Origin of the sequence: Streptomyces sp. NBC_01506 (genome assembly GCF_045040295.1) — a bacterium.
GTDB lineage: Bacteria > Actinomycetota > Actinomycetes > Streptomycetales > Streptomycetaceae > Streptomyces.
The window spans coordinates 6,259,103-6,274,470 of sequence record NZ_CP109422.1 but is presented as its reverse complement, the minus strand read 5'-3'; the positions used below and the strand labels follow the sequence as shown (position 1 = coordinate 6,274,470).

Annotated in this window: 8 protein-coding genes and 1 pseudogene; 7 read left to right on the top strand and 2 right to left on the bottom strand. The window is 66.1% G+C overall.

All coding sequences use genetic code 11. The annotated features are described in order from the left end of the window. Positions 1–5: 5 nt before the first annotated feature. The 7 genes and pseudogenes from OG329_RS27885 to OG329_RS27855 form a co-directional block, all read left to right on the top strand. Positions 6–347 (top strand): hypothetical protein, encoded by a 342-nt coding sequence (locus OG329_RS27885; RefSeq protein ID WP_405799038.1) that lies wholly within the window; start codon positions 6–8, stop codon positions 345–347. 118 nt (positions 348–465) lie between these two features. Then, complete coding sequence (locus OG329_RS27880) at positions 466–5,232, top strand: DEAD/DEAH box helicase (protein WP_405799037.1); 4,767 nt, start codon at positions 466–468, stop codon at positions 5,230–5,232. Beyond that, positions 5,229–7,142: a UvrD-helicase domain-containing protein gene (locus tag OG329_RS27875; protein WP_405799035.1), complete on the top strand. Its 1,914-nt coding sequence runs from the start codon at positions 5,229–5,231 to the stop codon at positions 7,140–7,142. The genes OG329_RS27880 and OG329_RS27875 overlap by 4 nt, the downstream gene beginning before the upstream one ends. Further along, a complete protein-coding gene (locus tag OG329_RS27870; protein ID WP_405799034.1) occupies positions 7,139–10,363 on the top strand; it encodes a helicase-related protein in 3,225 nt (1,074 codons plus the stop codon). Before OG329_RS27875 ends, OG329_RS27870 begins: the two co-directional genes overlap by 4 nt. Beyond that, complete coding sequence (drmB, locus tag OG329_RS27865) at positions 10,360–12,192, top strand: DrmB family protein (protein ID WP_405799032.1); 1,833 nt, start codon at positions 10,360–10,362, stop codon at positions 12,190–12,192. The genes OG329_RS27870 and drmB overlap by 4 nt, the downstream gene beginning before the upstream one ends. Before the next feature lie 210 nt (positions 12,193–12,402). Then, positions 12,403–12,795 carry a carboxymuconolactone decarboxylase family protein gene (locus OG329_RS27860; RefSeq protein ID WP_405802057.1) on the top strand — a complete coding sequence of 131 codons (393 nt, stop codon included), beginning with the start codon at positions 12,403–12,405 and terminating at the stop codon, positions 12,793–12,795. Positions 12,796–13,086: 291 nt separating this feature from the next. Continuing rightward, positions 13,087–13,746: pseudogene (locus tag OG329_RS27855) on the top strand (class I SAM-dependent methyltransferase); the annotation flags it as partial. On the opposite strand, the gene OG329_RS27850 reads toward OG329_RS27855, so the two are convergent. Both OG329_RS27850 and OG329_RS27845 read right to left on the bottom strand, forming a co-directional pair. Beyond that, positions 13,747–14,232 carry a hypothetical protein gene (locus tag OG329_RS27850; RefSeq protein ID WP_405799031.1) on the bottom strand — a complete coding sequence of 162 codons (486 nt, stop codon included), beginning with the start codon at positions 14,230–14,232 and terminating at the stop codon, positions 13,747–13,749. 32 nt (positions 14,233–14,264) lie between these two features. Continuing rightward, positions 14,265–15,263 (bottom strand): hypothetical protein, encoded by a 999-nt coding sequence (locus OG329_RS27845; protein ID WP_405799030.1) that lies wholly within the window; start codon positions 15,261–15,263, stop codon positions 14,265–14,267. Between the last annotated feature and the right edge of the window lie 105 nt (positions 15,264–15,368).

The window sequence follows — 15,368 nt, the reverse complement described above, 5'->3', positions numbered from 1 at the left end:
CTCCCATGCCGGAAGACTTCTCGCACATCGACCTTTACGACTCCATCGAAGAGCCGGAACTCCGCTCCGAGTTCCTGGACGCGATCGGGAAGACACTTCCCTACATCAAGAGCGCTCGGCGCAGGCGTGAGGCTGCTCGGTGTGCTGCAGCCGAGCAGAAGAAGACCACGGAGCGGAGCGAGGTTCCGGTGACCGCCGCCTCGCGCCGCAAGCGCGGCATCCGTCGGCGTCGTCCCACGTCAACACGGAAGTCAACGACCGGACCGCGCAACAGGAATGCTCCTCGTCCCCGCATCCGGCGGTCCCCGTCCCGCCGCAGGATCATCCTCATCATCATCGAGCTGTGAGCAACCCGATACACCGTCAGACCTGACGTCTATCGTCTCACCCGGGGGGCCGGCCCCACAGCGGTCGGCCCCTTGCTCTCCTCGCGTCCGGCGATCGGCCCCAGAAACGGAATTCACTGTGAACCAAGCCTCTGCGACGGGCACTTCGGCCGCTTCCCCCGTCATCCAGAAGATTCTTGCGCAGTCGGCTCGCGTACTGGAGACCTACCGTGTCGATCCCGGCCTCATTCTGGAGCATGCCAACGGCGAGCGTCGGATCACCCAAGGGGGTTACGGGGACCGCCAGTTGTTCGAGCTGGTCCAGAACGCCGCGGACGAGGTCGCCGCCGAGCCCGGCGGGAAAATCCATGTAGTCCTCACGGATTCCCATCTCTACTGCGCGAACGAGGGAACCGAAGTCACACCCGAGGGCGCCGAGACCATTCTCCGCATGAGCGTGTCAAAAAAGCGTGGCGGCCAGATCGGCCGATTCGGCGTGGGTGTGAAATCGATCTTGGCTGTAACCGACACGCCCCAGTTCTTCAGCAGTTCAGGCTCCTTCGGGTTCGACCGGGCCTGGTCCTACGAAGAGATCCGGAAGGCCCGTGGGGCCGGGCCCGACGAGCAGTTCGAGGCACCCGTTCTTCGGATGGCCCGCCCGCTCGACGCCGCCGAGGAGCGTCTGGCCGACGCCGTGCTCGACCAGTTGCTCGACTGGGCGACCACGGTGGTGCGGCTTCCGTTGCTCGGCGGCGCTGCGGAACGGCTCGGGCGCGACATGCATCGGACGAAGGCGAAGGACGACGAGGACCGTAAGGAGTTTCCCGCCGGCTTCCAGCTCTTCTCGCACCATGTGGGGACGGTCGTTCTGGAGGATCGCCGCTCGGTGCCCCATGCCCGCCGTGAGATCACCGTCGAGCACGACGAGTACCGGCACACGATCCACGAGACCCGGACAGGGCAGGCCCTGGTGAAGAGCGACTGGAGAGTCTTCACACACGCACACCGGCCCACCGAGGTCGCGCGGCGCAGTGCCGGAGAGATGCATGACCGCGGAACGATCGACATCGCCTGGGCCGTGCCGGAGTACACCGGCGACACCGTGCTCGCGGCTCAGCGAGGGCGGGGCGAATTCTGGTCCTTCTTCCCGACCAAGTACCCCATGACCTTGAGTGGGGCACTCAACGGTGCTTGGAAGACAAATGAGGACCGGCAGAATCTGCTGGACGCCAGCCCCTTCAACCAGGAGATCATCCAGGTCGCCGCTCGGCTCGTCGTCGATTCCCTCCCTCTTCTCGCGCCGCCTCAGGACCCCGGCGCCTACCTGCCGTTGCTGCCGGGCCGTGTCAGGGAGGCGCTGAACTGGGCCGACAAGTATCTGACCGAGCAGGTATGGAAGTTGGCGGGTCAACGCCCTTCACTGCCCGACCAGGACGGCGTCCTGCAGTTCCCCCGAGACTTGCGACTGCACCCGAGCATGGGTCTCAAGGGGAGTCTGAAACTGCGGTGGCTTCGCATGTGGAACGCCTATCCGGGTCGTCCCACGAACTGGATCCACCCCTCCACCCAGGAGGACGGGCTTCGTATCGGCAAGGTCGAGCACATTCTCGACGAGACGAAGCAGCAACGTGCGACCGTACGCGAATGGTTGGAGGCACTGGTGTCCGACGGCACCGCCGAGGCCTCGGCGGTCGCCATCCGTATTCTCGCCGAGATGATTCGCGAGGATTCGCCCTTCGCGGCGGAGGCTCGCCGGGCCCACATCGTGCTCACCGAAGAACACGGCATGGTTGCCCCGGTGGCCGGCAAGGTCTTCCGTAGGACGGTCCAGGACGGTCTCAAGGACGACCTGGTGTATGTGGACACACAACTCTCGCAGGACATGTCGCTGACCGGTGACCTCAACGAGATCGGCATCCGGGAGGCGGACGCCCGTGGCCGCTTCGTCGGTGTTCTCGACCAAGGCTTCGACAGCTACGGGCCGCAGGACTGGACCCGTTTCTGGGAACTGTTCCACAGCGCCGGCGGCAGCCATGTCTCCATGGAGGTCAAGTCACGGATCTCCGCCCCGATGACCACTCTCTTCGTGCGCACGGTGGACGGGCGCTATCACCGGATGAAGGACTGCTTGCTGCCGGGCCCTGTCGTCCCCGGTGACGGGAGCCGCGACAAGTCCGTCGCGGTGGATCTGAGATTCCACTCCGACGACATGCCCGTCTTCCGCGAGTTCGGCCTCAGTGATCGGCCGGTCGGCGGACATCAGCCGACGGAAGCCCCCTGGTTCGAGGAGTACCGCGCGTCGGTGCACGAGGCCTACTGCAAAACCTTGGACAGCAGCTCCAGCCGGCCCGCGCTCAACCGGCTCAAGTTGGAGGGTGCCGCGCCCGGCGGGCCGCTGCATCTCCTGGCCCATCTCTCCGACGACGGGAAGGCCGCCTTCGTCAAGGCCCTGCCCGACGAAAGCGTCATCGACTCATGGACCATGCAGATCGGCGTCCAGGGGTCGACCCGACGGCCGGTCCTCTCTCCCCTGCGCTGGATGCTCAACCATCACGGCATGCTTCCGACGTCCCAAGGGGTCGTCCGGATCAGCGCCGCCGTAGGACCACAACTCCACGCGTACAGTGACGTTCTGCCCGTGGCGGACATCAGCGCGGAGAAGGCCCGCAAGTTGCATCTGCCCGTCGTCGTGGCCGACGTCCCACCGAGCCAATGGGCCAAACTGCTGGAGGAGTTGGCCACGAGCGTGGACGACGCTTTCGTCGGACGCACCTATGTGATGCTCACCCGCCTGGAAGTGCCGTTTCCCGAAGACACGCTCACGCGCTGTCGTATCGGCTCCGAGTGGGCCACCCGCGAGGACGGTGAGATCGCGGTGGCCGCGGGTGACGACGAATACCGGGCCCTTCGCGCCGAGCAGATCCCGGCTCTGCTCACCGACACCCAGGCGGACGCCGATCTGCTGGTCCGCTCCTGGGGAATGCTGCGCCACTCCGACGTCATAACGAAGGAGACCCGACATGTGGGGGTGGGCGAGCCGATCCTCCTGCGGGACGAGTACCCCACGCTGCGCCAACGGCTCGGCAACTCCATCAACAACTTGAGTCTTCTGCGATGCTCCGAGTTGGAGGAGCTGACCCGTACAGCGCAGGGGACCCGCGCGACGCCACTGACTGGCGCCCTGCACGGCACCACCGTGCTCGTGCTGGAGTCCAGGTCCCGACTCGAGGCGCTGATCACCGCCGACAGCGTGCTGCGTTGGGGGTTGAACGAGGCAGGCTGCCGCGCCGTGCTCGACGCCCAGGAACGTCAGGAGGCCGATCAGCAGTTGCAGAGCGCGCTTCGCAGGGTCCGCGAGGCGGAGACCGTCGAGGAGAAACTGGAGCTGCTCATCGGTCCCAAGGCGCTACGGGCCGGCCTGCCTCCAGGTCTTCTGGAGAGCGAGCGTGTCGCACTCCGTGATGCCGAGCCGTCGCCCCGCCGGATCGCCCGTATGGCGTACAACGCCCATGGGGACGGTGTGTTGCAGATGCATGCCAGGGACCTCGTGGCCGCGTACCCGAGCCATGCGCCCTCCTCCTTCACCGGCTCCTCCCCGGCCGTGAAGTTCGTGTCCGAGTTCGGCTTTCCCGATTCCTTCGCCGGTGCCCGGACCCCGACCCTGGAACCGAGGATCGACGTCTCCGGCCCCACGGAGTTCCCTCGGCTGCACGACTACCAGGAACGGCTGGCCACCAATGTGTTCGCGATGCTGGACCGACTGACCCCGCAGCGGGGGATGCTGTCCCTTCCCACCGGTGCCGGCAAGACACGGGTGGCGGCCGAGGCCGTCATCCGGTGGGTCAAACAGATGGGGGAGTTGGCAGGACCCATCCTATGGATCGCCCAGACGGAGGAGCTGTGCGAACAGGCCGTGCAGAGCTGGAGTTTCGTCTGGTCCAAGGTGGGGGCCGACAGCCCTCTCGCGATCAGCCGGCTCTGGTCGTCGAACGAGGCCGGTCCGGTGAACGACCGACCGCACCTCGTCGTGGCGACGGACGCGAAGCTCCGCAACTGCCTCGGGACGGACGGTTACAGGTGGTTGCGATCGGCCTGTCTGGTCATCGTCGACGAGGCCCATATGGCGATTGCCAAGCAGTACACGGAGATACTTTCCGAACTCGGCCTCACGGCGCGTGAGACGGAGCGGCATCTGCTCGGGTTGACCGCCACGCCGTTCCGTAACACCAACGCCGAGGAGACACGCCGGCTCGTCCAGCGCTTCGGAGGCCGGCGTCTCGACGACGGGATCTTCACTTCGGGCAACGCCTACGCAGAGCTCCAGGAGTTGGGCATGCTCGCAAGGGTCACTCATCGTGAACTCACCGGCGGCACCATCGAGCTGACGTACGACGAGAAGCAGCGTGCCGACCAACTGAGTCTGTTGTCCAAGGCGGCGGAACAACGACTCGCCGACGACCACGACCGCAACGGTCGCATCATCGACGAGATCCGCACCATGCCGGCCGACTGGCCCGTCCTGGTCTTCGCCACTTCCGTGGGGCACGCCAAGTTCCTGGCCGCCAAACTCAAGGATCTCGACATCACGGCCGCCGCGGTGGACTCGGCCACCCCGACCGGTGAACGCAGGCAACGTATCGAAGCCTTCCGTCGGGGCTCGACCCGTGTCCTCACCAACTACGGAGTCCTCACTCAGGGCTTCGACGCCCCGGCCACCCGTGCCGTCGTGGTGGCCCGCCCCACGTACAGCCCGAACGTCTACCAGCAGATGATCGGTCGTGGCCTGCGCGGGCCGCGCAACGGGGGCAAGGAGACCTGCCTGATCCTCAATGTTCGGGACAACATCACGAACTACGGGAAAGCACTTGCCTTCACAGGCTTCGAGCACCTGTGGGGAACCAAGTGAGCGACATCTATCTCGACAGTCCACAACTCACGGCCGAACAACGGGTGGTTGTCGAACAGTCCTGGGACACAAGGCTGTTGGTCACCGCAGGTGCGGGGGCCGGCAAGACCCACACTCTCGTCCGTCGCCTCGACGCGCTCATGAGTGACGAGGAGGAGGCCCTGGAAGCGCGGGAGATCCTCGTTCTCAGCTTCTCCCGGGCGGCGGTTCGGGAATTGCGCGAACGGATCGCGCAGCATGCCCGCGAAGCCCGGAGAGTCCGGGTGCAGACCTTCGACTCGTGGGCGTACACCCTGTTGAGGGGCGCCTGTCCGGACCGTGACTGGAGCGGGCTCCGCTTCGACGAGCGCATCCAGGAGGCCACCGAGGCCATCATGCAAGGAGCCGTCGAGGCCGGTGAATCCGGAGCGCCGGCCCATGTCGTCATCGACGAGGTCCAAGACCTGGTCGGTGATCGCAGAGACATGGTGGAGACACTCCTCGACCGCTTCCAGGACGGCTGCGGCTTCACCGTGGTGGGCGACGGCGCGCAGGCCATCTTCGGCTTCCAGGTGGCGGACGACGATGCCCGCGCGGCGGAGACGAACTACTTCTTCGACTGGCTCAGGGCGTCGTACCCGGACGATCTCGTCGAACTGCATCTCTCCGCGAACTTTCGGGCCCGCACCGACGAGGCCCGTACGGCGCTCTCCCTCGGCCCCACGCTCCGGCGGCTGCCCTCCGAGGCCGAGGAATCCGACGCCGCCGGTGAGCTTCTCCACCGCGAGCTTTCCGACCTGTTGCGTGCCTGCCCCGATTTCGGACCGCTCGACAGCGACTTCGCCCTCGCTTCACTCCAGGATTTCCCCGGTACGTGCGCGATCCTCTGCCGGGACAACCGGCAGGCACTCGTCCTTTCGGACACGCTGCACTCACGGGGTGTCCGTCCCCGGTTGCAGCGGTCGTTCCAGGACCGCCCCGTGCCCGCCTGGGTGGCGTCCGTACTACGTGCCACCGGCTCCACGACCTTGGTCGAGGAGCGCTTCCGGGACCTGCTTGCCGCCGGCTCGACGCCGGACATTCAGGACCCGGGCCGGATCTGGCGCTCACTGCGCGGTGCGGCGCGTGCGCCCCGCGGCCTGATGGACGTCACGGCCGTGCGCCGGCTGATCGTCGAGGGGCGCTTCCCGGACGACCTCGTCACGACAGAACCGGCCGGGCTGGTCGTGTCCACGGTTCACCGCGCCAAAGGACTCGAGTTCGACCGCGTCATCGTGGTGGAGCCTCCGACCACGAGGGAGCTACGCAGACAGCACACGCACATCGACCCGGCCGCCGAGGCAAGGGCGCTCTATGTCGCGATGACTCGCCCCCGGGACGATCTGTTCCGCATCACAGCACCCGATACGGCCCTTGTCCGAAGGGAGAGGTCCAGCGACCGTTGGTATCTGGGCGGCGGACAGTCGTACTTCCGTAACGGGTTGTCGGCATCCGGTCAGGATGTCTCTCAGGAACACCCTCCGGGTACGGACGGCTTCGAAGCGGATCCGTCGATGATTCAGAGCTATCTGGTGTCCGCGGTTCGGCCCGGCGACGAATTGGTACTGCGTGCCCAGCATGAAATGCCGATGGCCGCGGACGAGAGCCCCCCGTACACGGTTCTCCATCGGGACAGGCCGATAGGTGTGGTGTCGGAGAAATTCCGTCGGGATCTCTATTCGTCCTTGAAGATCAACCGCACATGGAACATCAACTGGCCTTTGGAGATCACGGGCTTCAGGGTCGACTGTCTGGAGAGCGTCGCCGGCAGTACGGCATCCGGCGCACGCGCCGGCCTCGGCGACCACGGAGTCTGGATCGTGCCCCGTATGTCCGGGCTCGGCCGATACAAGCGGGCCGCCATGAACTCCCAGGAAAGCCGTAACAAATGACGATCGACGAAGGCCGACATGCCCAGCACTACGCGATGCGTGACGAACTCGTCACTCAACTCCGCAAAGATCTTCTGGGACCTGGTAGAGACGACGAGGTCCTGACACAGGACCCACCCATCACGGCCTACCCCATCGGCGTGCTCTTCCCCCGTCCCTCGACGGAAGCGGCGGAGGAAGAGTTCGCCTCCCGGAGGGCCGAAGACGACGGACCCGATGACGTTCCCGTGCTGCGAGGCAGGGACATCGAGGACACCGGGCCGGATCTCGGCGTCGCGCTCGCCAACAACCGTCGGCCGTCCTCCATGGGGCTCACCTTCGCTGTCGACCCCGCCGTGTCGCGCACGATCGTCGTCACCGCCGAGGCCGCCGTCTACGATCCGATCGATCCGCAGGGCCGGCCGATCTCCGCGAAACGCGCGGAGGCCCGGAGCACCTCCGAACAGTCCGAACATTGGCGACGTCGGCTGTTGGCGCTGCGTCCTGTGACGATCGATGTGACACGCCCCGGCATGTACCGGCCGGACCCTCTCGGCGACCAAGTGGAGCTTCGGGCACTCGTACGTCGCCCCTCGGGACCCGACCACACCGTCACCGTGACTCTCACCTTGATCAACGAGAAGCGGGTCGGCGAGCGCGAACTGCAGGACGCCTTCTCCCTCTATCAGCCTCGCCTCACCGTGACCTGCCCTGCCGGTGAGCGGGCGTTCGTGGAGCGTCCGGCCACACAGGGACCGGTCGATTCGGAACAGAGTGTGAGCAGGCTGCTCCACCGGCATGCGCCCACTTTCGCCGTGGGCCACGGCTGTGCCGCCGACTGGGACTGGACCCCACCCCCCGTCGGTTCTCCACCTGCCGAGCGGTCGGCCGTCAAGGAAGTGCGGACCGAGTTCGTACCGGCCCATGACGTACTCCTGACCGACTCCAACCCGGAGATCGACGATTCGGCACTCACCATGCACGGTCTGGGGACCGGAGCGGATTCCCAAGTGCTGGCCGCGCTCGAGGATCTGATGGCGGGATACGAGAAGTGGATCGAGCGCAGGGACAGGGAAGCCACGGCGCTGAACGGAACGTCCTTCGAGGCCGCCGCCGTGGAGCAGGTCGAACAGTGCCGTGTGGCGCTGGGGCGCATGCGAGCGGGCATCCATGTGCTGAGCACGGAAGCCGATGCCATGAAGGCGTTCCGCCTCGCCAACCTGGCGATGGCTCGGCAGCGAGCCCGCGGTGAGTGGATCAGGAACGAGCGCGTCGGATCACCCGACGACAGGGCGGGACGATGGCGCCCCTTCCAGGTGTCGTTCATGCTCCTGTGCCTCGAAGGAATCGTCGATCCGGAACACGGGGACCACGAGATCGCCGACCTGCTGTGGTTCCCCACCGGAGGCGGCAAGACGGAGGCGTACCTCGGACTCATCGCCTTCACCACATTCCTGCGTCGCATGCGGCTGAACGAACGTGGCGCGGGTGTCACCGTACTCATGCGCTACACCCTCAGACTGCTCACCCTGCAACAGTTCGAGCGCGCCACGGCCTTGATCTGTGCCATGGAATGCATCCGTCTCGACGACGAAGCGACTCTGGGGGGCGAGCCCATCTCCATCGGAATGTGGGTCGGCCAATCCGCGACCCCGAACACGCTCTCAGTCGCCGATGCCAGTCTGGCGGACCTACGGAGCGGCAAGACGCTCCAGGAGAAAAACCCCGTTCAACTGCACGCCTGCCCGTGGTGCGGTACCCGCCTCGACGCGTACCAGTACGAGGTGGACGAGGAGGCGCACCGGATGTACGTCCGCTGCCCCGACGGGAGCTGCGACTTCCGGAACGGCCTCCCCGTCCACCTCGTCGACGAAGCCGTTTACCACGCCCGTCCCACACTCGTGATCGCGACGGTCGACAAATTCGCCGCCATGCCTTGGCGCGAGAGGACGGCAGCCCTCTTCAACCGTGATCGCTCGGACGGAACCCCGCCGCCCGAACTGATCGTCCAGGACGAGCTGCACCTCATCTCGGGACCTCTCGGCACACTCACCGGTCTGTACGAAACGGCGGTGGACCTCCTCTCCGACCGTCCGAAAGTCATTGCTTCCACAGCCACCATCCGACGAGCGGCCGACCAGGGCAAGGCACTGTTCGACCGCAGCGTTTCCCAGTTCCCGCCGGCTGGACTCGACGCCCGCGACTCCTGGTTCGCCGTCGAGACCCCCCGGGAACGAAAGGCCAGCCGCCAGTACATCGGTCTCCTCACGCCGAGCACGAGCCAGTCCACGTTGCTCATCCGTACCTATGCGACGCTTCTGCACCAAGCGATGCGGACCGACACGACCGATGAAGTACGCGACGCCTACTGGACGCTCGTCGGGTACTTCAACAGCCTCCGGTTGTTGGCCGCGGCCGAACTCCAGGTCCACGACGATGTCGAGGCGTATCTGGAGTACCTCGCGGACAGGGACGGCGTCGAAAGGCGGAAGATCAAGGAACAGACCGAGCTGACCAGTCGTGCCAACTCCAGCGAGGTCCCGGCCCGTCTCAAGCAGATCGAGCGGCGGCTGCCTCACGACGAGACCGTGGATGTCCTTCTCGCCACCAACATGATCTCCGTCGGCGTCGACGTGGACCGGCTGGGACTGATGGCCGTGATGGGTCAGCCGCAGACGACCGCCGAGTACATCCAGGCCACAAGTCGGGTCGGTCGACGGCACCCGGGACTGGTGGCCGTCATGCTCAACTCGGCCCGTTCTCGAGACCGTTCGCACTACGAGAATTTTTTGCACTTCCATTCGGCCCTCTACCGCGAAGTGGAGTCCACCAGCGTGACACCGTTCTCCGCTCGCGCCCGCGATCGTGGTCTGCACGCGGTGATCGTCGCCCTGACCCGCCTACTCATCCCCATCGCCCGGCCCGACGACGGCGCGGGCAGGATCGGTGAGTTCCGCGAAGAACTCGACCGGAGGGTCAAAGGCCCGCTGCTGGCCCGGGTTCTCCGGGTCGACGAGGACGAGTACGAGGCGACGTGTCAGGCGTTCGACGAGTTCGTCGATGATTGGTCCGATCAGGCCGAGGCGAACGGGGGGCTGGCATACGAACCTCAACGTGGCAGGAGGGCACCCTCACTTCTGTGCGCCTTCGACGACGAGACGAACCTGGCTGCTTGGCACACCTTGTGGAGCCTGCGTGATGTCGACGCCGAGTCCGCTCTCTTCATGGAGGCATCCCGATGACCCCGCCGCCTGCCCGACGTCGCCGAGGAAGCGCGCCCGAGCGCAGTTTCCCGCGACGTGGCTCGGTCCGACGCTCACAGATGATCACGACGTACGGAGTCGGCTCACTGGTCGCCGTCGACAACGAGTCGTTCATCGTGTCCGGGACCGACTCCTGGAACGTGAGTGACGCACCGAAAATCCACGAACACCGGCTCGCGCGCATTCTCGGGGTGAAGTACTTCCGACTTCCTCCCGCCTCCGACGAAACCAGCAGGGACGGTGTAAGGGTCCGCCGTTTCCCTCTCTGGCACTCGTGCCCCAAGTGCGGCACCTTGCAGCATGTGCGGGGCTTCAACTCTCCACCGGGGAAGAACGAGTGCGGGGAGTGCGAGGAGGAATTGGTCCCCTCCCGCTTCGTCATGGCCTGCGCTCACGGACACATCGACGACTTTCCCTACTGGAAATGGGCGCACCGCAACAACCGCCAGGTCGGGGAAACCGGTTTGTGCGGGGGAAAGATGCATCTGCGCACCAGTGGGAAGACCGCGTCGCTGCGCTCCATCCTGATCTCCTGCACCTGCGGAGTCCCCCCGGTGTCCATGGAAGGTGCGTTCAGGGGCAGAGCGCTCTCGGATCTCAAGGTCCGCTGCGACGGCAGGCGTCCATGGCTCAAGAACGCCCCTGCCGAGGCTTGCTCCGAATCGCCGAGAACCCTCCAACGAGGTTCGTCCGTGGCATGGCAGGCGATTGTGAAGACAGCCCTGTCGATCCCGCCATGGAGCGGCGGTCTCGCCTCACGCTTGGCGGACCACTGGGACGAATTGCGCGTCATGACGCGCGATCAGATAAGGATCTATCTCAAGGCCATCACCATGAAGGAGTCCTACGAGTTCTCCTTGGACGCCGTGGTCGCGCTCCTCGAAGCGGAGAATCACGAGGACGGGGGAGACGAGAGCGAGCAGAGTAAGGACAGTGCCTACGTCGCCCTTCGCAAAAAAGAGTACGAGCGACTGAGCGAAGGAAATCCGGAGAAGTCCGCCGATCGGGACGAGCAATTCATCTGCGAGCCGCCGAAGGGGTCCGCGTCGGCCCTGCTGCCCTACGGAGTGTCGACTCCGATGCTGGTCAAACGACTTCGTGAGGTTCGAGCGCTCAAGGCGTTCTCCCGGGTCGGCACCCCGGACACACATTCCGACATCTACGAGGCGCAGTTGTCACTGACTCCACAGGAGTGGCTTCCCGCCATGGAGGTCCAGGGTGAGGGGGTGTTCCTCCGACTCGACGAGCGGCGGCTCGATGCGTGGGCACAGAACGTCGCGGTGGCAGCCCGGGTGGAACGGATCAGGAACAACCAGCTACGCCAACTACGCGAGCGAGCCAAAGACCCGAAGGCCGTGCCCGTATCTCCTACGACTCCCCGCTCCGTGCTGCTGCACACACTCGCACATGCACTCATCAACGAGTGGAGTCTGGACGGCGGTTACCCGGCATCGTCGCTCCGGGAACGGTTGTACGCCGACGACAACATGGCCGGTCTCCTCATCTACACCGCAACCAGCGACTCAGCCGGCAGCCTCGGCGGCCTGGTAGCCCAGGGTGAACCGGTCAAACTGGAACATTCCCTGCCGTCGGCCCTGAGTCGCGCCCGATGGTGCTCAGCGGATCCGCTCTGTGTGGAGTCGGAGGCGAGCGGTGCCGGCAGCATCAACCTCGCCGCCTGTCACGCCTGCGTCCTGCTGCCCGAGACGAGCTGTGAATTGAACAACGGGCTGCTCGATCGGGCCCTGCTGATAGGGACACCGGAGGACCCCTCGATCGGCTTCTTCCACGACACGCAACCTCTCTGAGCCGAAGGCGAGCGTGACGTCTTCAAACTGGAGGCACGCTCCGGGGGCGGGCTGAATGCGCCGCAGGGCCAATTTCGTCGGCGCGCTGCGCGTATCACGGCTTTCCTGATCAAGGGCAACCCCGGCGATCCGACGGTCGCCGTGGTCGGTGGCGCGATATAGCCTTGAGTGGAGGAAAGACGTTCGCTTGGTGGAGAGGAAGTGATCGCCATGGCGGGCCGTAGTCGAAGCGAGGTTGAGTCGGAGATCAAGGAGACGCTTGGTCTCGTACCGCATTTCTTGGCACAGATCCCCGATGACCTGCTGGATGCCGAGTGGGAGATCTTCAAGAAGATCGAACTCGGCGAGACGCTTATCCCGAACAAATACAAGGAACTGATGGGGATAGCGTTGCATTCGGAGACGAAGTGCCGTTACTGCACGCTCTTCCACACGGAGGCCGCGAAGATGTTCGGGGCCACCGACGAGGAGATTCAGGAAGCTGTCCACTACGCGAAGAACAGCGTCGGTTGGAGTGTGTACCTGAACGGTACTCGTGAGAACTACGACCACTTCGCGGAGGAACTCGGGCAGATGAAGGACTACATGGCAGCGAAGGGCTGAGACCATGCGCCTCGAGTGGGCCCGGCCGGGTGTCGTGCGGGCGACTGCTCACGCTTACGAGTTCGCCGCGCTCGTGTCCGCAGCCCGGTTGGTGGCTGAGTCCGCGTCGCCCGAGATCCCTCCGGAGGCGTTGGAACACCTCCGTCAGATTCTCGATGAGTACGACGCCCAGGCGGTGCGTCTGCGCGAAGCGCCGTCCCCCGTGGATGGCGCTTGAGCGCAGGTGCTCTCTGCGGTCCCATGAGGTCGGGCGCAGCCCTGCGACTTCAACCGCCGAGCCGAGGAAGCACGTTGGCAGCACGGCATGACATGGACGTGGAGCGTGAGCTGTGGGATACGTATGCCGAGAGCAGCACCCGGGGCGATGTGCTCGACGGCGAGCCCGTTTTTCGGTGGACTCAGTACGCCGGGCATGGGCCGGGAGTTGAGCTGTTGGGGGAGCCCGGGTCCGCGCTCGAGGTCGGGTGTGGCACCGGGCGGGCGGTGGCCCTTCTCGCTCAGCGGGGTGTGAAGGCGACCGGAGTTGATCTCTCCCCCGTCATGGTCGGGCGTATCAGGGAGCGTTGGGGGTATACCGGAGCGCGGTTCGTCTGTGCCGGGGCGCTCGATCATCTGCGGGACAGTGCGGAGACGTATGACGCCATCTGCTCGATCTTCGGGGCTGTGTGGTTCGCCGATCCGGTGCGGCTGCTTCCGCTGATCGCTCGGCGTCTCAATCCGGGTGGGGTTCTCGTCTTCTCCCATCCCCCGGCCATCCCCGGAGCCTATGGGCCCCAGGGGATGTACAAGGGTGGCTTCGCGGGCAAGGCGATGTTCACCTATCGGTACAGCTATACGCCTCGAAAGTGGCTCGGCCTGCTCAGCGGGAGCGGATTCGCGCATGCCGAGGCGGAGATCCTGGACGCCCCGAAGCCCGGTCATATCGGGACGCTCGTCGTACGGCACAGTGCCCTAGCTGTAGTCGTCCGGGTGGTCCTGCATCCAGGTGTTGATGTTGTCGCGGGTGGTGATCAGGTCCTTGCGGTGGGTCTCCAGGTTTGGGGTGGACGTGTCGTTGCCCAGGGTCTTTTGGAGGTTGGCCGTCCATTTCAGGGGGTCCTTGAAATGGGCCGGGCCCTTCGGGTCGGCCTTCATCGCGGCGTCGAGGCCCATCAGTTCGTCGTGCACGCGGCCGAGGAAGTAGGCGCAGTCGCCGGGGGTGCAGTCGTCGCCCATGGTCGCCTGGAGGGTGGCGAAGGCGTCGCGGACCTTTTCGACCGGTGGTGTCGTGTCGTCCGCTGCCGGCTCCGCGATGGTCGGGTCCGCCGGTGCGGTCCGGGGTGGGGAGGACGCGGCCGCGTCGTCCTGGGGTGGGTTCTCGGAGCTGGAACAGGACAGCGTCAGCGCTGCCAGAAATACGACCAGTGCGGCCGTGCGACGGCCTTGGCGTATGGACATGTGGGCCCCCCTCGGGCTTGATCCGGATGAGCTTAACCATGACGGCGTCTCAGCGGCGGAGAATGACCCGGGGGGCGGGTGGGGCCGGTGGTGGCGTGGTGGAGTTTGGTGAGGACGGCGGAGATCAGTTCTTGTGGGTGGTCGCGGACCAGGGACGGGGTCACGCTCAGGACCGATACTCCGTGGGATTCCAGCAGGAGACGGCGGCGCAGGGTGGCGCGGTACTCGGTGATGCCCAGGTGGTATTCCGCCGAGTCGACCTCCAGGGCGACGCCCTCGTAGGGCCAGTACGCGTCGGGGCAGGCCAGAAAGGCGCCGGACGGGGTGTGGAGGGTGGCGTTCCAGAGGGGGTCGGGGATGCCGGCGCGCAGGAGGGTGTCGCGGGTCTCGCCCTCGGCGAGGGAGCGGATGCCGACGCGGAGGTCGTCCAGCACCGCGCGGACCGCCGGGTTGCGCAGGGCGTGGGACGCGTGGAGTTCGGCGCGGAGGTCGTCCGGGTGGCAGCGGCCCTTCTGGACCGTGCTCACCAGGAGCGAGCGGACGCGGTCGGGGGACGGCTCGTGCGCGGCGAAGTCCGAGGCCGCGCGGACCGCCCGGACGCAGGGGATGCCCTCGCCGCGGAGGGTCGGCGGCCACCGGCGGGTGGGGTGCAGGTGGACGTACGACCGGTCGCGCAGCCGGCGGCCGGCGCCGACCAGGACGTCGGCCCGGTCGGTGCGGGCGCCGCGTACGCCGTAGATGGCCAGGACCGCCTCGCCCGTCAGCACGGCGGTACGGCCCGACATCACGCAGGCGCCCCGGGCCGCGAACAGGACCGCCGCCAGCAGCCGTTGCCAGACGTCCGGCTTGCCTGTCTGTATCAGGACGACCCCCGGCAGCGGTCGCTGCCAGGGACCGCCCGTCGCGCAGCGGCGCACCGCCGTGCTGGCGGCCAGGCCGGTGGCGCGCAGTTGTCCGGTGGTCGCCAGCCGCATCTGTGTACGGGCGAGGCGGTCGATGGCCGTGGTGTCCGCTGTCGTGGGTTTCGGCATGGGTGAGTTCTGCCCACCGGTGACTCTGTGTAGTGGCAATCACGGAATGTTGTTGCCTTGTGTGGTGTGGGAAGCGTTCAACGCCTGGTCGACCCTCGGTGTGAT